The 21,982-nt window shown below is 62.7% G+C and carries 18 protein-coding genes and 1 pseudogene; 8 read left to right on the top strand and 11 right to left on the bottom strand.

Annotated elements, in window-relative coordinates:
- Positions 1–58 precede the first annotated feature (58 nt).
- Genes ACIA8G_RS06260 through ACIA8G_RS06245 form a run of 4 tightly spaced genes read left to right on the top strand, consistent with a single transcriptional unit; the run spans position 59 to position 1,576 of the window.
- The gene (locus ACIA8G_RS06260) at positions 59–244 is read left to right on the top strand and encodes a hypothetical protein (RefSeq protein ID WP_396417176.1); all 186 of its coding nucleotides are present in this window, start codon (positions 59–61) and stop codon (positions 242–244) included.
- Positions 241–366 carry a hypothetical protein gene (locus tag ACIA8G_RS06255; protein WP_396417175.1) on the top strand — a complete coding sequence of 42 codons (126 nt, stop codon included), beginning with the start codon at positions 241–243 and terminating at the stop codon, positions 364–366. The genes ACIA8G_RS06260 and ACIA8G_RS06255 overlap by 4 nt, the downstream gene beginning before the upstream one ends.
- A 12-nt stretch (positions 367–378) precedes the next feature.
- Positions 379–528, top strand: a complete 150-nt coding sequence (locus ACIA8G_RS06250; RefSeq protein ID WP_396417174.1) for a hypothetical protein — start codon at positions 379–381, stop codon at positions 526–528.
- A 25-nt stretch (positions 529–553) separates the two neighbouring features.
- Entirely contained in the window at positions 554–1,576 is a 1,023-nt protein-coding gene (locus ACIA8G_RS06245) for a helix-turn-helix domain-containing protein (protein WP_396417173.1), read from the top strand.
- Here ACIA8G_RS06245 and ACIA8G_RS06240 read toward each other — a convergent pair.
- Together ACIA8G_RS06240 and ACIA8G_RS06235 are read right to left on the bottom strand one after the other, a co-directional pair.
- Positions 1,464–3,356 (bottom strand): UvrD-helicase domain-containing protein, encoded by a 1,893-nt coding sequence (locus tag ACIA8G_RS06240; RefSeq protein WP_396417172.1) that lies wholly within the window; start codon positions 3,354–3,356, stop codon positions 1,464–1,466. The two genes, ACIA8G_RS06245 and ACIA8G_RS06240, sit on opposite strands and share 113 nt — an antisense overlap.
- Positions 3,353–5,599, bottom strand: coding sequence for an ATP-dependent endonuclease (locus ACIA8G_RS06235; protein ID WP_396417171.1), 2,247 nt, complete (start codon positions 5,597–5,599; stop codon positions 3,353–3,355). The genes ACIA8G_RS06240 and ACIA8G_RS06235 overlap by 4 nt, the downstream gene beginning before the upstream one ends.
- 290 nt (positions 5,600–5,889) lie before the next feature.
- Between ACIA8G_RS06235 and ACIA8G_RS06230 the strand changes: the two genes are divergently transcribed.
- Positions 5,890–6,156, top strand: a complete 267-nt coding sequence (locus ACIA8G_RS06230; protein ID WP_396417170.1) for a hypothetical protein — start codon at positions 5,890–5,892, stop codon at positions 6,154–6,156.
- A 140-nt stretch (positions 6,157–6,296) separates the two neighbouring features.
- Here the strand turns inward: ACIA8G_RS06230 and ACIA8G_RS06225 are convergent, their stop codons facing one another.
- The 9 genes and pseudogenes from ACIA8G_RS06225 to ACIA8G_RS06185 all read right to left on the bottom strand — a co-directional run bounded on the left by ACIA8G_RS06225 (position 6,297) and on the right by ACIA8G_RS06185 (position 19,200).
- On the bottom strand, positions 6,297–9,875 hold the full coding sequence (locus tag ACIA8G_RS06225) for a hypothetical protein (RefSeq protein ID WP_396417169.1): 3,579 nt from the start codon (positions 9,873–9,875) through the stop codon (positions 6,297–6,299).
- A gap of 222 nt (positions 9,876–10,097) precedes the next feature.
- Positions 10,098–11,132 (bottom strand): DUF3800 domain-containing protein, encoded by a 1,035-nt coding sequence (locus tag ACIA8G_RS06220; protein ID WP_396417168.1) that lies wholly within the window; start codon positions 11,130–11,132, stop codon positions 10,098–10,100.
- A 215-nt stretch (positions 11,133–11,347) separates the two neighbouring features.
- On the bottom strand, positions 11,348–12,388 hold the full coding sequence (locus ACIA8G_RS06215) for a hypothetical protein (protein ID WP_396417167.1): 1,041 nt from the start codon (positions 12,386–12,388) through the stop codon (positions 11,348–11,350).
- A gap of 365 nt (positions 12,389–12,753) precedes the next feature.
- Positions 12,754–14,196, bottom strand: a complete 1,443-nt coding sequence (locus tag ACIA8G_RS06210) for a recombinase family protein (protein WP_396417166.1) — start codon at positions 14,194–14,196, stop codon at positions 12,754–12,756.
- Between the two features lie 314 nt (positions 14,197–14,510).
- A complete protein-coding gene (locus tag ACIA8G_RS06205) occupies positions 14,511–14,645 on the bottom strand; it encodes a hypothetical protein (protein ID WP_396417165.1) in 135 nt (44 codons plus the stop codon).
- A 1,105-nt stretch (positions 14,646–15,750) separates the two neighbouring features.
- Complete coding sequence (locus ACIA8G_RS06200) at positions 15,751–16,722, bottom strand: hypothetical protein (protein WP_396417164.1); 972 nt, start codon at positions 16,720–16,722, stop codon at positions 15,751–15,753.
- Between the two features lie 199 nt (positions 16,723–16,921).
- A complete protein-coding gene (locus ACIA8G_RS06195) occupies positions 16,922–17,374 on the bottom strand; it encodes a hypothetical protein (RefSeq protein WP_396417163.1) in 453 nt (150 codons plus the stop codon).
- Between the two features lie 347 nt (positions 17,375–17,721).
- Positions 17,722–17,934: pseudogene (locus ACIA8G_RS06190) on the bottom strand (winged helix-turn-helix transcriptional regulator); the annotation flags it as partial.
- 792 nt (positions 17,935–18,726) lie between these two features.
- The gene (locus ACIA8G_RS06185; protein WP_396417325.1) at positions 18,727–19,200 is read right to left on the bottom strand and encodes a recombinase family protein; all 474 of its coding nucleotides are present in this window, start codon (positions 19,198–19,200) and stop codon (positions 18,727–18,729) included.
- 110 nt (positions 19,201–19,310) lie between these two features.
- Between ACIA8G_RS06185 and ACIA8G_RS06180 the strand changes: the two genes are divergently transcribed.
- From ACIA8G_RS06180 to ACIA8G_RS06170, 3 genes are all read left to right on the top strand, one after another.
- Entirely contained in the window at positions 19,311–19,889 is a 579-nt protein-coding gene (locus ACIA8G_RS06180; protein ID WP_396417162.1) for a transposase family protein, read from the top strand.
- A 64-nt stretch (positions 19,890–19,953) separates the two neighbouring features.
- Positions 19,954–20,868, top strand: a complete 915-nt coding sequence (locus ACIA8G_RS06175) for a LysR substrate-binding domain-containing protein (protein ID WP_396417161.1) — start codon at positions 19,954–19,956, stop codon at positions 20,866–20,868.
- Entirely contained in the window at positions 20,865–21,968 is a 1,104-nt protein-coding gene (locus ACIA8G_RS06170) for a mandelate racemase/muconate lactonizing enzyme family protein (RefSeq protein WP_396417160.1), read from the top strand. Before ACIA8G_RS06175 ends, ACIA8G_RS06170 begins: the two co-directional genes overlap by 4 nt.
- Positions 21,969–21,982 lie beyond the last annotated feature (14 nt).

Raw genomic sequence — 21,982 nt, 5'->3', positions numbered from 1 at the left:
TCCGCCTCAAACACGTCACCGGACACCTCAAGCACACGTCGGCCAGGAAGGAGCCGCGATGACCACGCTCGCGGCAAGCGCGCAGCTCTGCGTCTGTGGGCTTTCGACCATCCTCGTGCTGATCATCAGCGTCCTCATCGCAGTCGCGTACGGCGAATTGCTCGCTCGTTCCGCCGTCAAGCGCGCACTCCCGCGCGACGGCCGCCACCGCGCTCCTACCGCACCAGGCGGAGACGAGCCATGACCGCGATCACGATCATCTTCGGCCTCGTCGCCGCATCGACGTGGACATGGATCGTCGGCGACCACTTCGACTGGTGGCAACGAGCAGCCGCGCGCCGCCGTCACCAGCGATACGGCAGCTAGGCGGGCGCTCGGATGAACGACCTCACGCCCGAAGCCATCGCCGAACAGTGGCTGTCACTCACCAACGAACAGCGGTCCGAACTACTGGCACTGCGACGCGAGAACCAGCTGAACGAGAAGGCGCTCGACGACGCGCCCGCCAGCCACGACGAGACTGAATAGCCCCAGAACAGAGAACCGCACACCGATGCCGAAAGACTTCCGCGCAACGATGCAAGAGCGCGCAATCGGACGACAGCTCGCGCACTGGCGCAACGAATTGGAGCTGAGCCTCGCCGAGGCCAGCCAACGCGTCGGCTTCTCCAGCGCCAAACTCAGCATGATCGAGAACGCGCTCCAGCCGTGCAGTACGTACGACATCATGGCGCTCGGCTATGCCTACAGGGTGCGCTCAGACGAATGGCAGGCTGTCGCGAAGCGGACCGATCTTGCCGCAAGGCTTCGCCACGAAGAGCCTCTGCTGGAGCCTTTCGATGCCAGTACGGATTTCACCGCAGCCGGACGCGATGCGCTCTACCTGCAAAGTTTGTCAGGTTACCCGCTCGCGACGGTCCTCCAGTGCGACCAGTCCGCGCGCGCCGTCGCCAAGCCCGACACATCGCCCTATCCACCAGAGGCGGCATCACGCCACCTCCAAGCACACCGCGATTGGACGAGCCGCATACACCGCAACAACCCCATCGTGGTCGAAGGCATCATCCCAGAGGCAGCTCTCGAGCACGTGGTTGGCGGCGCACAGGTCATGAAGGCAGAGCTGCTACACCTCGCACAGCTATCCGAACTTCGGCACATCACCATCCGGGTTATGCCCGCGGACAAGGGTGCGTATGGGTTGGCGATGTCGTCCACGACCCTCTTGACGTTCGCCCACAAGCAACACAATACCGTCGTACACATCGAGGACTCGGCCGGCGGACGCTACGTCGAAGACCCTACGGCCGTCGAGCGCATGACCGCGCGATTCGAACAGGCCTTCAACTCCGCCCTTTCCGAACGTCTGTCGCGCGAACTCTTAGCTGAACTCGCCCAGCAAACTCTGCTCGTAATGAACGTCTGCGCGCACCACGCTCTGCCGACCGCCTTCTGCCGCGCGGACGCTAGGCCGTTTCGAACGGTTGCAAGTCTTCTATCGTATGAACCTCGCTGTCCCCTACTATTCCCGATCTCAGGAGACCATCAGCAGCGAGCTTTACGTCAGCAGAGTAGATGAGAACCGCCAGTGCCTTCGTAGCGCGCGAGGCACAGACGTAGAGCAGCCTGCGGGTGCGCTCTACAATAGTTTCGTCACCAGCCGCTTCACGCTCCAAGTCATTCTTCGACAACTGCCTTATACCCAAGAGCTTGTCATAAGAGAACTGCCGATGGTTCCCCTCCTCGTCATCTAGAACAACCAGAACGTTGGGATATTCGGCCCCCTTCACGCCCTGATGAGTCGAATATGGCGACTCGCCATCAAGGTACTTTTGATATCCCTTCAACTCATGAACGTCGCATTGCAGGAGATTGCAGCAGATCTCGACGACGTCATCTCGCACTCCCATCATCGCGGGATCTGCAATGTCTCTCTCCAAGACGGACACCCATCGCCCATCAATTTCAACGAGACCGACGCCTCTAGCAATCTCCAACGCTTTACCCACCGAGGAAGCGCCACCATCTTCTACCGTGGCAACCAAATCTGATACGCCAGCAGAAAGTGTCGCTAGAAGTTCACTCACTTTCACGCCCTCCAAGCGCTCATTGCGGAGGGCCGGACTGGTCTTCCTGAGCAGTTGCACGAGCTTTGCACGGTCACCTGAAGCGGCGTCGACGATCGGAAGCAACGTCGATATAAAGGGCACAAGCGGCCATGCTCGCCCCTCATTAAAGGCGTCTCGAAGTGCATCATTCACATGAAATACATCGTATAGCTTCTCGAACCCGAGGCGACGAGCCGCCATTCGATGGGCTATAACAAGTATTTTGTCGAATTGAGCCTCCGAACCTGCCTCCCACGCACCGATACGGGAGTTATTCGAAAGCCATGACCGAACGCGCACCAGGGAATCAAGGCGCGTCTCATCCGCGGGTAACACAAAGAAGTTGACCTCCCCGCGAGTCTTCATCTTCTCAGGTAGTCCCGAAACTTGCTCTAGACCATCACCGTTCGACCGGATTCGGTTGATCAGATCAAGAACCTTTAGCGGAGAGCGAAAGTTCTCAGGCTTCTTAACCGTCACCCAGCCGCTTTCTGGCGGAACTGCACCAATTCCGCGAACATAAATCTTTTGCATCGGATCGCCGAAGAATCCTAGGCAAAATCGATCGCTGGCCCCACGCGCCACGCACTTCAGGCACTCAACAACTTCAGGAAGCGTGTCTTGGCTTTCATCGACAAAGATGGCCGGATACTGACGAGCAATCAGCAAAGGAAGCAATGGTTTCTCGCCAATCAACTCCGGCACCATCGTTGTTATGTCCTCATGACCGAGGACACCTCGCCCGTAGTCACTGCCCACTCCATAGGTGAAGTTCTCGACGTGATCAATGCGCGGCAATGCAAGCTTGAGTTTAAGTATGCGAGCCTCAGATGCCTCTCTGCGCTTCTGCCCAACACGGCTACTGAAGCCAGCCACCTCAGACTCTAGATCGCAGAGTCGCTGCTCGACTCGCCTCCTCACCCACTTGCGAATGTCTACTTGAAACGGCTTTGCGACCTTCCAGAGGAAGCTGTGAATAGTCGAAACATGAACCAACGGGTTATCGGCGAGATCGTCGAGTATCTCTCGGGAGGCAACCTCGGTATAGGTTATACATGCTACTTGCTGACCAGCTGCACGAAGTGCAGGTCCGCGGCTGCTGACGACATGCGCCAACGCCTTTATCAGCGAGGTTGTCTTTCCTGATCCTGCGCCAGCAATCATCAAAAAGCCCGTGGAGCCACCACCATCCAGGATGCGCCGAAGTTCGATATCTGCCGCCGTGTCCGGACTGTGAATTCGGCGGCTCACTCTGACTCTCCCTGCAGACTCGCGGTGCCAACCGCAACCTTTGACTCGACTACACCGAGCCTACTCGCGAGCCATTCAAGGCCCTCGACGATATAGGCTGGCGCCATCCAAGTCTCGTCCTTCGAGTCCATGAGGGCCAGCGCAAACCTTGTCTTATCGAAGGCACGAACTCGCATGAAGATCGCGTCGATAATCCCATCGATCCCCTTCTGACGCACCTTGAGACTGACTCGGAGGCCAATGTGTTGATTCTCAGCCTCCTGACACCACGCCAGGTTCGAAAAGGCAAACGACTCTTCGAACGTGCGCCCTGCAATCTCACGTGTACATCCAGACCACGAAACAGTTTGCCTCGTCTGGAATGCTACCCGAACCGCTGCACCAAGTGCCCCAGGCGAGTCAATTACCTTCGACTCCGGAGGGAGATCCAGCAGATCCTCGATCATCTCGAGCTTCGGAATCCACTGTTTGAGAGTCTCATTCGAAGTGTATGCACCGGGCACGTCAGTCAAACATGCCTTGGCATTTGGCTTCCTCTTAACTGGGGGCGCGGAAGCCGACTCAACCTCAGGATCTGTATCAAATTCTGCATCCTCGAGACATTCCTCATCCACATCCTGATCACCCTGCAAAGGCAAAGCCATACTGTCAATATCAGTGATGATGAGGCACGGTATACCGAGGAACTCGATGAGCTGCCGGAACTTGTGCGCGAAGGCGCCACCGACTTCCAGAATAGTCAGGTGACTTCCAGTAAGGACCTTCGAGGACCTTGCGATGATCAACGGAAGCAGGAGCCGCTCCACATTTCCTTCGACCAAGATAGCCGCATCCGCAAAAAAGAGATCACAATGCGTTAGCTTCAGATACTGCAAGAGAAAGTCTCTTGTTGCCGGCTCCTCTAGCTCATAGAAGTTCGAGAGGTTCTTCACGTCTGTGTAGTGCAGGTCATCGTCACGCTTCAAACGGCAGAAGTACCGAATGAAGCGGAAGTCCTCGTAGACGACGTGCGAGGAATGCGTCGTGATAATGAGCTGCGTCCCGCAGCCATCGACTTCTCCTAGAATTTCGCGGACATGCCGAACAAATACTTGCTGGAGCTGGGCGTGCAGATGGGTCTCAGGCTCTTCAATCATCACAATGTGCACCGGCGGACGCTTCTCGTCCATGTCTATCCACGCGTGGTGAAAATCTACAAGTTCGACGACCATGTAGATAAGATTCTTGAACCCAAGCCCATTATACCGGTCAGGCAGCGTAATCTGCGCACTACTTTCCGCATCCGGCACGATTCCAGCAACAGCGTAATGGACCTGAGCACTGTTGCCGCTGAGCAGGCTATCTGCCTTAATATTTGCCCTCACCACAAGCTTTGGATTTGCAAGGCCGGGGTATCCGAGTTTCTCCAGCCTGCCAAGCATTGGGGCAAATACACCTGCGTAGTGTTCATTTAGCCGGTTCTCTGATTCGGCTAGCGCACGAAGCGCGTCCACATCAGGGTCACGCTTTTGCAGATTGCGCAAGTAGAACCTGCTCAAACGCCTCGACAGGTCCTCGGAACGCCCGCGGACCTCGTTGTCAGATAGATAGCGTTGCGCGTCAAGGAAGTCTACTTTGATGACTGAGTTCACGATACGTGCACCCTCAGCCAGCTTCAGAGGGACGTACGCCTCCGGAAGTTCGTTCGTCTCGTTGAGCTTGTCGGCATCTAGCTTGTAGTAGGCCACCTGATACTCGGCGTCTAGCCGCTTCGAGAGGTAGTCGAACAAGTTTCGCGGCCACGGCTTATAGGTGTCATCCCTTGTCTCAGGCTGACCACTCTTGTCACCTGCCGTTGGCCGAGCTTCAAGATAGTTGGTGAATAGCGCAGCCGCGTCCTTCGGTTCAAAAGATATCCGGACACCGACAGGCTTTCCTTTCCAATCCAAGTCAGGAAGTAGATCGATGACGCGATGAAGGTTACTTTCGTCGACGTCAAACCAGAGATCCAGGTCAATCGAAGGCAGGATCGCCTCTCCGTCTCGGGCTCCAGCTTCAAAAGCATTGAATGCGATCCAGCAGTCTGCGCTGAAATCGTGGATCGTGAACTTCCCCGCCTCCGCCATGAACAGCTGAAAGATCTGCGTTGCTGAAGTCTTGCCGCTGTTGTTGGCGCCAACGAAGATCGTCGTCTCACCGGAAAGGTCGACCCAGACCTTCTTCAGTCGCCTGAAGTTCCTAACAACGAACGACTTGAGCTGCATCCCGTGAGTCCTGACTAGTTGAGACGGTCCCGTCTGTTCCGCACGTTCACTACGCCGAACGACGTAGGATCCTGCGGATGTGTGGCTAGTCGAACCAAGGCCCTGTGCCGTTACGGCTGTTCGGCCTTTCGGGTGAACCACGCAAGTTCGTGTAACCGATTCTGGGGTTCTCGACGATTTAGCACGTCCCGGACCCATTCAGCTGGGTCCGCGCTTGTCCGCCACAGTCAATTGGTGAGCGCGACCGTCCTGTGCCACATCGAGGTCACCCGACTGTCGGCCTCGTCGAGATGATCGGAAGCGCACAAGGACGACTGACCAGGATGCCGGCCCACCGCCCCCTGCTCAGGTCGGAGTCGCCCGGCGTCGGCACCGGGATCGGACTGGCGCTTTCGGCGGGCGAGTTCTGCTCGTCGCTGAAGCTGAGCACCCTGTTCGTGCTCTCGGCCGCCGAACCCCACTGGGTCCGGCACGACGAGATCGAACGCCGGCGGGCGCTCGCCATGGGGGGTCGTGCTCGGCGAGGCCGGCTCCTCGACCATCGGCAAGCTCGCTGATCTCACCGGCCAACGCTGGGCGCTAACTCATGAGCAAGGTGCCCCACGGTGACCTTCCACCTGCGGCGATAGTGGTTCACGCGGGATGGTTCGACCACGCCTCGAGTAGGCCCAACACGCCGCTCCTCGTGGCGGATACCTCAGGCGCTCCGAGCCGACGAGCCATGCGGCCCCGGCTCCACGAGCTCATCATCGGTCACGATCTCGTAGACGTCGGCAAGCAGGCAGAACGCCACGCGCGGAGGATGGGTGAAAGCAGCTGGTTCGGGATGCCGGGTGGCCATGAGCCCAACTACGGTCCAGGGCCGTTCCGAATCCCGCACCTTCAGCGCAGCCGCCACCGCCGTAGAGCTGGTGGCGACATCGCGAACCTTGTTGAGGAGCCTGTCGACGTACTTGTCCTCGTTGTTGAAGCTCTTGATCAAGCTGCGTATCTGGTACGACGAGTACGGCGTGTAGGGGTCCTTGACCTCCACGACCCAGATCCGTGACCGGTCGGGGTCGATGCAGAGTGCGTCGATCTCTCCCCGGAGCTGAGGAATTCCGATCTTGGCTGCCTTCTGCGGCGTCAAAGATGGCCGAACCACCAAACCATCGCGGCTCAGCGCAGCAGCGCACTCCTTCTCGGCTTCACGGTTCTGTCGTTGCCGATACTGATTGAGCACTTTGGAGAGCTTCTCCGGCAACGCCTTGTCGGGCCACGGCAGCCTTCCGTCGGACAGGTAGGCGCCAACGATTCGCCGCGTGTACTCAGCCGCCCACGGCAGCACCCAGAGTCCACCTGCGCACTCAACGAAAGGACTTGTCGCGATGCGCTTGTCGCGCCGTTCAGTCTCCCAGTGCGGAATCGTCTCAGCTTGGAGATCACCTGCGCGCAACGTCAACCAGTCGAGGGCTGCCGCGAGCTCCGCCTGGTCCGCTCCAGCTACCAGGTCCACACACTCGTCAACGACACTCAACGGCGACACCAACGTTGCGGACGTTGCCGGATCTGCTTCCCACTGAGCAGCAACGTTCAGCACGCCCACGAGCGCATCAATGCCAAACCCAAGTGTCGTGCGCATCTCTCTGTCGATAGGAGCCAGCTGCGGAAGCTTGTCCAGCACGGCCCTCGGACCTTCCTCCTCGGCCTCCTCCTCGTCAGATCCTCGCCCTGAACCAGTGGAGATCGGGATCCCTTCCGGCATCGTGTGATGGTCCCTGAGGTCGTGGTACGCCGCGATATCGATGTCTGTGGGCTCGTCCGAATCGATGATGTCGACCTCGTAGTTGCCGGTCAGTTCGACGGCAGTACGGGTGAGCTGATGATGCAAGGCGTCGCTGCGGAAGCACGACTCGACGCACAACTCGGCGACGGTGATCACCTCGATCCACGCCAGATCGTCGATCTCCCGATCCCCATCCGGTGGATGGGCCAGGACTTCCTCAACTGCCAAGGAAACCGTGCGAGTCAACTTTGAGACCTTCTGCCTCTTCGCCGACCAGTCGCCATAGCCCCGAACAGGAAACCCTCGCTCCCATTGGGACTTCTGGTCAAACACCAGCGCCGCACTGTGCACACGTTCCAGCTGGCCGACGGCGAACTTGAGCAAGCCATCACCGGAAAGGCCGCTGATCGTGCGATGGAACTCCTGCAGCAACCATGGAAAGACCGTGCGGCTCTCGAACCGTACGGCTTCCTGGCCCTCACGTACGCCTGGCACAGCACCAGTCTGAGCTAGAGCCCCACCGAGTCGACGCAGGACATCGCTTCGAACCGCGACGTGCGGAGCCAACGGGTCCGGAAGCCGCCGCGCGCGTTGTCGCGCCAGAACGGCGTCAATCCGGATGCCAGGCGGAGCCGCACACCACGCGGCAACCAACGCGTGCCGAACCTCGGCAGCAAAGACGCTGGACACGATCTCAGCCAGAAGTCGCTCGACCGCGAACGAGTCCTCCGCAAGCGCATCCTGCAGCCCCATGTCCCAGCCAATCGACAGGACGTCGCCAACAAGCGTGTCGACGGTCAGCGGCGAACCGCGGCGGTCCGCGTGGAAGTCGAACGTGATCCGGAGCGACTTCCGGCCACTTGAGATAGCTGCCGTTGTGAACTCCTCCTTCACTTGAGTCAACTTCCACGCAACGCCTGCTGCAAGGTTCCACAGCAACGACACGTCGACTGCAGCGGGCGCACCGGGATCCGAGGATGCGATCGCAACGGGCACCACCCACGGCAGCACCCGGTATGGCCGATCTTTCTTGAGATCTGCCACCTCCGTGCTGCCTTGGCGGTTCGTCTCCACCATCGGCCAGTCCCGGAGGGGCGGAAGGGCGAGTCTGTGAAGCGCCCGTTCGACGGGTGCGTTCTCGGCTGCGGCGAGCCACTCGGCAATCGACTCGTGCGGAGCGAACGGCATGTACGTCACCGGTCTGCCGCCACGGTAGAAGCTCTTCTCAGTGCGCCACACCTCGAACTTGTCGATCAGGTCCCACGCGAACGAGTGCTGCACGCCTGGGGTGCTGTCGAGGTCCCTGACGAAGTACCACAGATCATCCTTTGTGGACTGTATCGATCGCAGGATCCACTCGAGGTCCCCGATCGGCACGATCGGGTGATCGGATTGAAGCGGAACGCCCAGCTGCGGCCCAGAGGTGATCTGAGCACGCACGATTTTGGCATCGGGTGGTAGCGCGAGCGTCCCGCCTGCCAACTGCAGCTCCATACCCGCACGAACTTCGTGCAAACTCGCCTCGCCCTCAGCAAGACGAGCCTGAATCGCCGCCGGGGTGAGCCCGGCGGCAACATGCAGGGCCAGATACTGCCGTTCGCGATACCTCACAATGGAATGGAACTCCCGCCCTGCTGGCGTTCGAACGGGACCACCGATCCGATGCCCAGCGCCCTGCAGCAGGTTGGCAACGCGACGCATGACGGCTCTGGCGTACACAGCATCGGCCCTTGGATGCGCTTGTGCAGCAGTCCCTGCGAGTTCTGCGCTGATCGCCAGTAACGACTCGACCAGCATCGACGCAGGAATTGGCACCGTGGCACCACGAACCCTCACCGCTACCGCCGTTCCAAACATCGAGATGCCGGCGAACGGGCTGCACTGCAGGTCCCGAGCGTCGATGGTGTAGTTACGCGCAGCGGCGACGGCGCGGTCCGGATACGAGCACTCCGCGATCAAATTGCCGAAATGTGGCAGCTCTGCAACGGCGTCGAGCTCTGCCTGGGTAATCCGAGCTTCATCGCCGACGTCCGCAGGTTCGCCATCTGGCCACTGACTCGCAAGGCCCCGTGCTACTTGGTCGACTCGCCGAAGCACCAGCTCGCCAACGTCAGCCAGTCCGAATCCCAGGCGGCGCACGAGCACAGGGTCAATGACTGTCGCAAGCAGCGAGAGCTCGTTCACCATCGACACCGGACGTTCCAGGGCGCCTGCGAGGAGTCGGTACAGCTCCGGCCCCCAACGCACCAACACTTCCAGCCGATTGTCAAACGGCACGCAGTCCTCGTACCTGTCCACACCTGGAACCGCTTCACCCACTTCTGCTACGAGGCGAGCCAGGCCGCTGGGGTCGATCATCTTTGGCGAGGTCGCTGGTCCCTTTCGACCTCTGCGCTGCACGACGGCGTGGAACAGCAAGGCGAGTGAGATGTTCCGGTGCGATGCTGTGGGCGAAGCAGACGCGGCCTCCACCATCGCCAGCAGCGAGCGCGGCTCGACCTCACCGATCAATGAAGTCACCAGATCCGCAGGAGTTCCGCGCCGTTCCCGCTTCTCTCTGCTCTTCCGCCCCACCTGATCACCTGCTTCGCGCGCTGACGAGTCTGCAGCCTAGGCGTAGGCGGAGATCAAATGATGGACCTAGAACTCGACACATGTGGCGCGTGCTCCTCCTCGAGTCGAGCCTGCTGCACGAGCAGGCAACTTCCACAAAGGTCGCAAGACGAACACGGCTCAGAGAGGCTGTTGAACAGTCCGTACACCAGCAAAGTATTCGTCGACGTCGTCCGGCCACAGGTTCGCGACCATCCAGTTGTCGACGAGCTCCTTGAACCCAGGTAGGACCGGCTTCGCCGTCGAGTCCCTCAGCAAGGTCACCGCGTACCGGCGGACGGTCGCCGCCACCCAGTCGGCAACCTGGATCTGCGGCGTCACCGTGCTGTCCGCGAACTCCAGCGCCGTGATCGGCGTCGGAGGCAGGTAGGTGCCCGGGTTCGCCAAGTCCACGACGGAGCCGACGTTCATCACCAACGACACGTGGCGCTCGATCACCGCCGACTCGTCACACACCGCCTTGAACGGCCCCACCCGCCGGCCGATCTCTTCACAGAACTTGGCGAACAAGGCGAGGGCGGGGTCGAGGACGTCCTTCTGCGTGCCGTCACGACGATCGGCCCACAACCTCCAACTCTCGGAGGCGACCGTCCGGAGCATGTCGAACGGGTGGTCGTCGAGCTGCACAGTGGCCAAATAGCCCTCGACCGCTTGGAAGAACACCAGGGGTGACGCGTTCTGCTTGCCAGCGGCCATGTCGACGAAACACGCCAGCAGGTGCTGCCACGCCGACCTGTCCCCGATGACGGGACCCGTGTGGAAGTAGAGAAGTCCGATCCCCTTTGCCGACCCGTCCTCGTACATGTTGTAGCCCTCAGCGTCCATCGCCTCGACCACCAGGAGATCAACCAGCTTCGTGGCCGCCACGTACTCCTTGTCTGCCACAACAGCGAAGGCCGCGTCCTCCGGCAGCTCGCCAAGCACCTCAAGCAGCACCTGCTGGGTTCTTCCGTTCCGCAGCAACGACTTGGACTTGAGCTCATCCGGAGCGGTCCAGCCCAGTTTCGCGCTCACCTGCGCCACCAGGTCCGCCGCCTCGTCGTCGTCAAGCCGCACCCCCGCGAACGCGAACACCGGTTGCGCCGAATCGGACAGGTTCTCACCCGTGTTGCCCGACTCGTCGAAATGAACGACCACCGGTTCCTCGCTCTGCATCACGCAAGTGTGCGTGACGCCGCGGCCTCGGTCACGCGAGTTTGTTGTCGCCGTATGGCACTCGCCTCAGGTGGGCGCCACCCACCTGCCCGTAGACGCGTCTTCCTGCGATGGAACGGCCGGATCAGGCTGTCTCCCGTCCCTTCTGCGGGCACTTGCGGTGCAGCCGTGAGACGCAATGCGCGAGCCATTCGGCTTTCTTAACTCCCGGCTGTTCACCCAGATGTGCGATCAAACTCGTGAAGTCCACTTTGGAGTCTGTACAGGTAGGTGTAGTCGCTCCCCCTGCACTCCTGGGGGATCAGGTTCGAGGCCCAGTTCGCCGCAACCGAACCCGCGGCGGCACCGATCGGACCAGCCATCGCGCCCGCGCTGCTCGCCACGGTGAACCACGCGGCTCGGCGCATCCAACTCCCGAATGCTCGCCGTCCGGCTTGCTTCATGTCGGACAGCGCTTGATCGAGCTCTTCACGCACGTCACGATCGATGTCCGCCGGTTCATCCATTCCGTGCGCACGGGCAGCCTCCTTCACCAGGCGTTCAACGGCGCGGATAAGCCGTCTACGCTCGTCGTCGTAACGCTCCCTGAACGCGATCACGGCACTGGTATCGATGCCAGGCGGTGGTTCCGGCAGGAATCGACCTACGTCGACACGGGCCAGCAGATGACCAGCAGGACCTACAGCGGTGAGATCGCGTACAACCTGAGCCGCCTCGTTCGGGTAACACGGCACGACGAGCGGTGCTGTGGCATCACGTCGAAAGCGTCCAGCTAGTGCTAGGCCGGTTGCAATCAAGACTCCATTATGCCAATTCACTACAGAGGCTGGTGGCGATGATGTACAGCCGAACGGTTCTCCCTCAGGACCTTTTCGCATTTCTGCGAAGTATTCCATCCAGACTGTCGCTCTCGCATCGGTGATGAGTTCGAAGGAATATCGTCCGTCAATCTTGTCAAAGAGACCTGCCTGGATCATTGATCTGGCTTGAACAATGATCGGATCCTGGTCAGCCTCGCGTATGATCGCTCGAAGGTGGTCCGCCAACGCGTCAGTTGGCAGATCCTTTTGGCTCCATATCTCCCGCACCAAACGCGGCCGGAACACGCCAGCGTCGCGGGCAAGCTTGGTCTGATCCGACATGTGGTCGTCTGGGTTGTCTGGCAGCAGTGTCGAGATGCTGTCCCGGTAGAGGATCGCGTGGTGGAGCACCTGCTCCGGTGGGTTGATCTCCGGAACGTAGAGCAGTTCACGCATTAGGCGTCCTCTAGGTTGTGGCGGCCTCGGTTCACCAACCTACGCGCCCAAACGAGTTCCCGTGTACTTGCACCGTGTCCCACTGGCAGTTCCCGCCCGGCCACCTCTGAGCGGTTGAACAGGACGCAAGGGACAGACGGTTGGCGCCCCGTCCCGTGTCCGCTCGACCCCAATACCCGCTGGTAGTTGGGTTCAGGCACGACGAGTGAGGCCCGTCCCGCACGACCTCTGCGGGACGGGCCTCATACGCTGAACGGACCAGGTCGGCTTACGCGGAGTCGGGAAGCGCTACGTGGGTGAATAGTGTGCGACTTCGTCTCGGACACATAATTACCCCACGAATTCTGTGAGTTCGTGGGGTAATCTTATTTTCGGGACTGGTGGTCTGCAGATTCGCTCTCCCACTCCAGCGGCAAAGTCAACGCAGCTACTGCAGGTGCGGGTACGACCGTTCTGTCGCGTTCAGCTTTCCTCACCGTAGCCACGTCGGGTCCATGAACGATCTCCTGACCTCCTCGACGGAGCCAGTCGGCCGGCTCATCACCACAGCCTGGTGGCACCAACGAGCTGAGCGCCTCGAGCAGCACATCCTCCCGCACGTAGGTGACACGCAGCGCACGCACGGGTCTTCCGGAGGCGCTGTTGTAGCCATGGCGGCACCGGTATCCAGGTCGGCCGTGCACCCAGTGAGAATCCATTCTTCTGCCGCACGTCCCACACACGACCAACCCGGCCAGCGCATACCGCCGAGGCGTTCCATCCTTAGTCGGTCGCTGGGCCCTGATGGACTGGACCGCGACGAAAGTGTTGTCGTCGACCAACGGAATGTGTGCGATTTGCGCCGAGATTTCCCACTCGGTGGCAGGTTTTCTCGTCGCACGCCCGGAACCTCGCCCATCCGCTCGACCGCCAGTGCCGCGGCCGGTGGTTGATTGGCGGTTCCACACCTGCCGACCGGTGTAGCGCGGGTTCTCCAGGATCGAGGTCACCGTGGCCGCAACCCAGCGTGCCCCGGATCTGTGCTTGTTGCGCGTCGGGTCGGCGCTCGCAGGGCAAGGCACGAGCCGGTCGTTGAGTTCGCGGACGATCGACGCGACGGCGCGGCCGGAAGCCCTCTGAGCGAAGATCCACCTCACCCACGGCGCCGTTCGCGGATCCGGCGCCAACTTCTGCAACCGGCGACCCCACTGGCTGTGCCGGGAATTCGGGTGCTTTCCCGAGTCAACCAGCCGGTAGCCGTACGGCGGGCGACCTCCGAGGAATCTGCCCTGCTGCGCCGCCTGCACACGCATCGCGGCCAACACCCGTTGCCGAGCTCGCGCCACCTCCCGCTGTGCCTGCGCCCCGAGCAACACCATCAACGCCTGGTGCACCGGACTGCCCAGCTCGACCGGACCTCCCGCTTCCGGTAGCCACACCTCGATGCCGAGAGCGTTGAGCTGAGTGACGACCTCGCGGAACTGGTCACCATGGAACGCCCGCTCGTACTCCCCCACCACAACCGCATCGAACCTGCGGTCAGAACTCCCTGCCTCAGCGAGCAATGCCGCCGCCCGCGGACGGTCCGACCACGACCAGCGGCGCGACCGGCCCACGTCGAAAAACTCCACCGCCACCACGCCGACGCCGTCGATCAGCTCATCCGAGATCGCGCGCTGCCACGCTCGCGAGGTCCGCGGGTCCTGGAACTCACTCGTCGACATCCGGCCGTAGAAGGCAAAGCGCACACCGTGGTCGACCGCCGGTACTACGGAGCGTCTGTTTCCTGTCATCGCGGCTACGAGCTCCGCGTTCGTCAGCGCGATCATGGTCAGGCTCCTTCGTTCAGAGCCGAGACCGCGGTGAACCGCTCGCCATGACGGCGGCTGGACTTCGACCACCCGAACAGCTCAGCGCACAACCTCTGTTCGCTACGCCACCGGCTTGACACCGCCATCGTGGATGGCGGACAGCTTCGGTCCTGCCAGCTAACCTTTGCGGTGCAAGAACGCTGGCAAGCAACCCGGTGACGGCGAGTCCGACCCGTTCGTCAGGGGCACCTACGAGCTGGTCTAGCCGCGAGTCTTGTCGGAGTTCCTGAGGTCCTCGACGATCTGCTGGACGGCGTCCCTCACCTCGTCGGTCACCGAACCTCGGACACCGACACTCGCACGTTCCACCGCCCGGCCACGGCGTGCAGTGAGTACGTCTTGTCGTCGACAGTACCGGCCGTGCACGCCTTAGTCTCGGCGTCCAGCTTGCCGCCGGTGCAGAGCATCGGTGTCAGCCGTTCCGACTCCTCCGGACTCGAATAGGCGACGAGCCCACGCTGAGCGCCTGGCGTCCGGTCGAGACGAAGACATGGCAGCCGTTTGCCTCCACAGGTTTTACCTCCGAGACCTCGAAACCCTTGGTGATGACCGCGAGCGGCTCGGGCTTCACCAGGTCGGGACAACCCGACTTGACTTTGTCGGCGAGGCCTGCGGGCACGTCAGTGCCGCACGCAGTCATGGTCATGAGCATGGACGCCGTCAAGGCAGCCGCGAATCTGGTTCTCACTTGTTCCCCAAGGTGGTGCCCCGCGCCTAGTCGTTCGGCGCGGGGGGAAATGTTCGCACGACGTTCCCACGCGCACGGGTTCTGGCAAGATCACTGTCGTGCAACACGGTGTCCTCCGCACCCAGGACGTCATGGGTGCGGGTTCGAGAGGCTGGGACAACGTCCGCAAGAGTGTTGCGGCGGCGAGCGATCAGTGGGTCCTCGAAGATGATCTGCCTACTGAGCTGACCGCCAGGCCGATCGAGGCAGGCACTGCAAGCATGTTCGACAGCAGGGGCAAAGCCGAGGTTCCTGACCAGGCTCGGCTGGAGGCCCATGCCCGTGGCTGGCGGCGCGATCGGCGGCCGGTCGGGCCTAACGAAGACCTCACCGCACGGATCGGTGGCGGGCCGCTTCATCAGCGCCAGGGAGATCTGCGGACCGCTCGGGTCCCGGTAGGACTGCGAAATCTGAGCCGTGGCGCACTGGGCGCCGGGCGGGGACAGGGCAGGGCACCCAGCCGAGCACTGGGGTGGCGGCGTGGTCCGAATCAGGACCGGCAGGTGCCACGGCACCTGCCCGGGCGGTGAGACCGCGACACGGCCAGCGTCACGGTACTCACCGCGAGGCCACGACGGAGGCGTCGCGTACTGCTTTCATTTCGGAAGTCCTTTTCTGGCCGGGATTCCAGCCGTGCATCACCGGGATCGTTACATACCTCACGCCCGTCACCCTTGCAGGGCAACCAGAATTCGATGCACCCTTCACACGACAAGCCATGTCCTAAGTGGATCGTTTGACCACCGTGTCGCCGGCACCGCGACAAGATCGGCTGTGCGGCGGAACTAGCGCATGGTGCTGCGGAGGGCGTTGGTGGCTTTGGTCAGCGCGGCGCTCACCGTCGCCCAGTCGGCGTCCTGGCGCCAAGAGCTCATCAGTGTCACGGCATAGGTGCCGCCGAACTTGACCAACCCCGTGCTGTTGAGCACGCGGCGGCCGCCTGAGCTGCCCCAGCCCTGCTTGATCGCCCACGTCGCGCCCGGCAGGCCGCTGGGAATGCCGAAGTGCTGGTCGAATCCGTCTGCTGCGGTGCGCGGCGCCTCGGCCATCGCCGACGTCAGCAGTTCACGGTCCTCAGCCTCGAGGGCACCGGCGATGTGGCGGTAGACGGTCGAGATGTCCGCGGCCGACATCACCGTGCTCCCCCATTGACCCGCGGCCGCCGGCGGCCGCGTGTTGCGCAGGTTGAGCGCCTTGACCTGGCGAGTGACGATCGCCGACCCTCCGCCCTCCTGCCACAACCGGCTCGCCACGCCATCATCGCTACGAGTGAGCATCGCGATGACGTCGTTCTCCACAGCACCGGAGTTCGTGGAGGTTCTCTGCAACAAGTCCAGCACGATGAGCAGTTTCACCACCGAGGCAGCGGGTTGAGCAAGGTCGCCTTTCCAGGACACGGCCGTCGCACAGGTGTCCAGGTCGACAATCTCCATCGAAAGCAGTGGCTCATGTCCGACGCTCAAAAGCGCCTGGCGCGCCTTCTCCAAGGCGGGCACCACATCCGCAACCGGCGTGAACTCGGTACAGTCGGTGCGCCAGTCTTCAGAGCCGGCCTGAAACGCCACGACGAGGACCGCGACCAGCGCGGTCACCAATCCCGCCGAAACGGCCCACTTGATCCGGCCACGCCGCTTCGGCAGCCGCTGCGTGACCAGATTCAGGGTTACTTCTCGGGAGAGGAGACTCGCATCATCCGAATTGACCATTGATCCTCTCCAACCGAGCGAGAAGGAACTCTTCACAACGAGTTGCGTCATCTGTTGATCGACGCCGCCGAGTGATTCCAGATGCCCACCGCACGAATGAGATCAATGGGCGCGCGTGGTGTCCGGAAATCAGTGGACGTGAGACGACGCCCTGTGCACGCCTCTGTGGCCGGTCGTGCGGGACCACCTGGCAGAGCACGAGTTGACGTCCAGGACTACTCGGCCCAAAGGCCAAGCACTCCGGTCACCGTTACCGGGAGCAGGATTCGGACACGACGATGCGCTGTGCCGCACCATCTCCGCGGCACCACTCAGCCGTTCGCGGACCATGGACTCGCGCCGGGGTGTGGGTCGAGCCGACGAGCTTTCCCTCCACAGCGGACTCGTCGGCGGCAGCGTCGACCAGGATGCGATGCCGCGCGAGGACTTCTCGATACCGCCGTCGAACCGGATTCGGCCGTCGTCGATCACGCGCATGCGGTCGTACACCTCGTACCGGTTCGCGAGCTGGCGCATCGAGGTCGGTCACCAGCTCACCCAGGAGAAGCAGCCGGCCCGGCGGCGGCGCGATGGCCACCCAGACGCGGATGCCCTCGGACACGGTGCTGAACTGCGCCTCGCAGTCCACACAGGCCTGCCACCCGAGCGTTTCCTCGACCCGGTCGATGAACCAGCGGTCGTTCATGGCCGCGGCGAGGCGCACCAGTTCGCACACCGCGAGGCTGCAACAGAACGGCTGGTCCTGCTCCAGGGGCGACAACCCGGTTGTTCGGGATCACCAGGAACGTCCGCCCCAGCGCCCAGCTCGTACGGTGTCTCTTGCCCACACCTTCGGCGAGGACCGGAAGCTCGGACTCAGAATGTCTTCGCGTGTTCACGGCCACCTCCTTTCGCTGCCACCACATCAAGGTAGCAACTTTGAACAGCCCCATATCGAATGTCGTGAGGTTCGCCTCGCGAAGGCAACCCACCGACGGGATAGGCGTCTCAAGAGGTACGGCGGCGGCCGGGCCCAGCCCGCGATGCCCTGACACAGAACGGGTAGCGCTCCTAACGATCGAAGCTGCCGCGAGCCTCCTCGATGTCCCCCAGGTACCGCGTCGTCCAGGCGCACATCGCGTCCACGGTCGCCCGCAACGCCTGCCCCGGCTCGGTGAGCGTGTAGTCGACCCGCGGCGGCACGGTCGGATGCACGACCCGCGACACGAGCCCGTTGCGCTCCAACAACCATAGGTTCTGAGTCAGCATCTTGTGACTGATCCCGGCCGAGCGGCCTGACGTGCGTATCACGCTGCTGCAGGTTCACACTCGTTGATCAACAGACGACTCGTCGACCATACTCGGAACACGGCCGCTCAGCTTCGCCATCGGGTGGTCGGGGCGTGGTCGCGCGCAGTGCCGCGCTCTCGAGGTCGACGGTGGCTTCGCTGAATGCGTAGCAGTCCAGCACTGACTTCAGGTGATGAGCGATCTGAGAGTGCCAGCGAACCATTTCGTGTCGCAGTTGACCCGCGCACCCCCGGCGGGATCTTCATGACCTCAATACCGACGTCGAGAAGAACGAAATATAACGACGTCGCTGGACTGACTGGCGCTTGCATGAACCAAGAGGCGAAATTCATTGACACGAAGGATTGAACCGCACCCACTGGCCCTCTGTACCAGGTTCGAGCTATCCAATACCGCATGAACACGCAAACCGCGCAAGCTTGCTACACACGGGGACCCAAGTCTCGGACACATGATTACCCCACGAGCTCACAGAGCTCGTGGGGTAATCTCATTTTAGGGCCTGCTGGTCGGCCGATCCATTCCCCACTCCAGTGGCATCGTCAACACCGTCACTGCAGATGCGGGTATGACGGTTCTGTCGCGTTCGGCTTTCCTCACCGTCGGCCCGCCCGGTTCCTGGACGATCTCCAGGCCTCTTCCGCGGAGCAGTCCACCAGCTCATCGCCTCCATCCGGCAGCGCCACCGATCTCAGCACCTCAAGCAGCAGGTCCTCCCGCACGTAGGCGACAGGCGGAGCCTGCGTGGGTCTTCCGGACGCGCTGTTATAGCCATGCCACGACGCCGTGTGTGGATCTGGCGCCAGCTTCTGCAACCGCCTGCCCCACTGACTGTGACGGGAGTTCGGGTGCCTGCCCGCATCGACAAGCCTGTACCCGTAGGGCGGACGGCCACCAAGGAATCTGCCCTGCTGCGCCGCTTGCACCCGCATCGCGGCCAGCACGTTGCCGCGCTCGCGCCACCTCGCGTTGCGCTTGCGCTTGCGCTCCAAGCAAGACCATCAGCGCCTGGTGCACTGGGCAGTCCAGCTCGACCGGACCTCCCGCTTCAGGTAGCCACACCTCGACTCCGAGGTCGTTGAGCTGTGTGACGATCTCCCGAAACTGATCACCGTGGAACGCCCGTTCGTACTCTCCCACCACAATCGCGTCGAACCGGCGATCGGGGTTCGCCGCCTCGGCGAGCAATGCTGCCGCCTGCGGCCGATCCGACCACGACCAGCGGCGTGACCGACCCACATCGAAGAACTCTGCGACCACCGCACCAACACCATCGACCAGCTCATCCGCGATCGCACGCTGCCATGCTCGCGAGGTTCGCGGGTCCTGGAACTCGTCGCCATCCGACCGTGCCCGCGCGGCGCCGCCTGGCAGCTCACGGATGCGATGCGCGGCTCATCTGGCTCAGGAGCCGCAACGAGATCGGCGCCCACACCGCGCAGGCCGCGTTGCGCGCCGCGGAACGCGATGCCGACCTCACCGGTCAGGCGATCATGTATCGCGCGCTGGGCACGTTCAGGGCGTACGCCGACGTGCTGGCGCATTTACGCAACGGCGACATCTACCAGCGCCTCGCGTCCGGGTTCGGCGTCGGCCTGGCCACCGCTTACCGCTACATCCGCGAGACCACCGCACTGCTGGCCGCACGAGCACCCAGCCTCGACCGCGCCGTCACCCGGCTGGCCGGATCGTTCTCCAACTTCGCGCTGCTCGACGGCACCGTCATCCGCATCGACCGCTGCGGTGACCGGGACCGCCTGAAAGCCTGCTACAGCGTCAAAGTCCGCCACCACGGCATCACCCTGCAGGTGCTGACCGACCCCTACGGCCGGCGCTGTCACCGCGTGGCGGCCCTCACACGAGCCGAATGCCTAGTCCTGACCCAAAGTGCGATTGATCGGTGTTGCTTATCAATGCGCCCTGAATGAGTATTTGTGTTGACTCAATCTTGGTACTTACCGTGAATCAATCGCTCGACCGGAGGTCCTAGACATGGAGCTGCGCCACCTGCGCTACTTCGCCACCGTGGCGGACACCTGCCACTTCGGCAGGGCCGCTGAACGCCTGCACATGGCACAACCCGCCCTGTCGCAGGCGATCCGGCAACTTGAAGACGAGCTCGGGGCCGCCCTTTTCACCAGGACCACGCGGCAGGTCCGGCTGACCCCGGCCGGCGAGTTCCTCCACGAAGAGGCGAAGCGGATGCTCGACTCCGTCGAGGAGAGCGTCCAGGGCGTCCGCCGGATCGCCCAGGGACGACTCGGCCTGGTGCGCATCGCCTTCACCGGCACCGCCGGGTTCACCCACCTGCCGCAGATCGCACGTGCCGTGAAGCGGGAGCTGCCGGACGTCGCGCTGGAGATCCACGGCGACATGCTCACCCCAGCCCAGTGCGACGGCCTGCGCAACGGCAGTCTCGATCTCGGACTTCTCCGGCCACCCGCCATCGGTGAAGGGCTTTCGGTCCGCACGATCGAGGTCGAGCCGCTCGCGCTGGCCGTGCCGTCCGATCACCGGCTCGCGGCCGAGCCCGTGATCGCAATGACCGATCTGCGCACAGAGCCCTTCATCCTCTACGCCAGTCCCGATTCCGCGGTGAACGAGGCGGTCGTCCGCAGCTGCAAGCAGGCGGGCTTCCTGCCACACCGCGAACACGACGCCCCCGGCACCGCGGTCCTGCTCGCGCTCATCGCCGCGGGGCTGGGTGTCGCCCTCGTGCCCGCTTCGGCCAGGGCCATGCCTCTGGCCGGCGTGGTGTTCCGCGAAGTGGCCGACGCGGGCTCCGTCGAACTCGCGCTCGCCTGGCGCGAAAACCGCGAGTCCGCGCTGGTCACCTCCATGCTCGACGTTCTCGACGGCCTCTTCACGACGGACTCGTCCCGTCCCGTTCAGAAAGCCACCCGATGAAGATCATCAAGATCGAGGCGATCCCGTTCGCCATCCCGTACCGCAAGCCACTGAGGTTCGCGAGCGGCGAGGTGCACGTCGCGGAGCACATCCTCGTGCGCGTCCACACCGACGACGGCGTGGTCGGCATCGCCGAGGCACCCCCGCGTCCGTTCACCTACGGGGAGACCCAGGACGGCATCCGCGCGGTGATCGACAAGATCTTCGCCCCGCAGATCGTCGGGCTGTCGTTGCTCGAACGCGAGGTCGTCGCCGCCCGGCTGAACCGCACCGTCGGCAACCCCACCGCGAAGTCCGCCGTCGACATGGCGATCTGGGACGCGCTCGGCCGCACACTGAACCTCCAGGTCACCGAACTCCTCGGCGCCTACAGCGACCGGATGCGCGTGTCGCACATGCTGGGGTTCGACGAGCCGGCCGCGATGGTCGCCGAGGCCGAGATGATGCGCGACACCTACGGCATCACGACGTTCAAGGTGAAGGTCGGCCGCAAGCCGTACCGGCTCGACACCGAGGTCGTGCGGGCTCTCCGCCAGGCGCTCGGATCCACAGTGGACCTCTATGTCGACGGCAACCGCGGCTGGACCGCCGCGGAATCGGCCCGAGCGATGAACGAGATGTCCGACCTCGACCTGCTGTTCGCCGAGGAGCTCTGCCCAGCCGATGACGTGCTCGGCCGCCGCTGGCTCGTCCAGCAGTGCGATGTGCCGTTCATCGCCGACGAGTCCGCGGTGACGCCGGCCGACGTGACGCGGGAGATCCTCGGCGGCAGCGCGACCGCCGTCAGCATCAAGACGGCCCGCACCGGCTTCACCCACAGCCAGCGCGTGCACCACCTCGCCGAAGGACTGGGTCTCGAAGTCGTGATGGGCAACCAGATCGACGGCCAGCTCGGCTCGATGTGCACCGTCGCGTTCGGCGCGGCCTACCGGCTCACCACCCAGCGCGCCGGTGAGCTCTCGAACTTCCTCGACATGAGCGACGACCTGCTCACCGAGCCGCTGGAGATCTCCGGCGGCGAACTCACCATCCGCCCCGGCGCCGGCCTCGGCGTCGAGATCGACCCCGACAAGCTCGCCCGCTACCGAACCGACAACTGACCCCACCACCGGAG

The organism is Lentzea sp. NPDC051213 (assembly GCF_044455585.1).
Lineage (GTDB): Bacteria > Actinomycetota > Actinomycetes > Mycobacteriales > Pseudonocardiaceae > Lentzea.
Note: the sequence above shows the minus strand (reverse complement) of the source record. Positions and strands in the feature narration are given on the sequence as shown.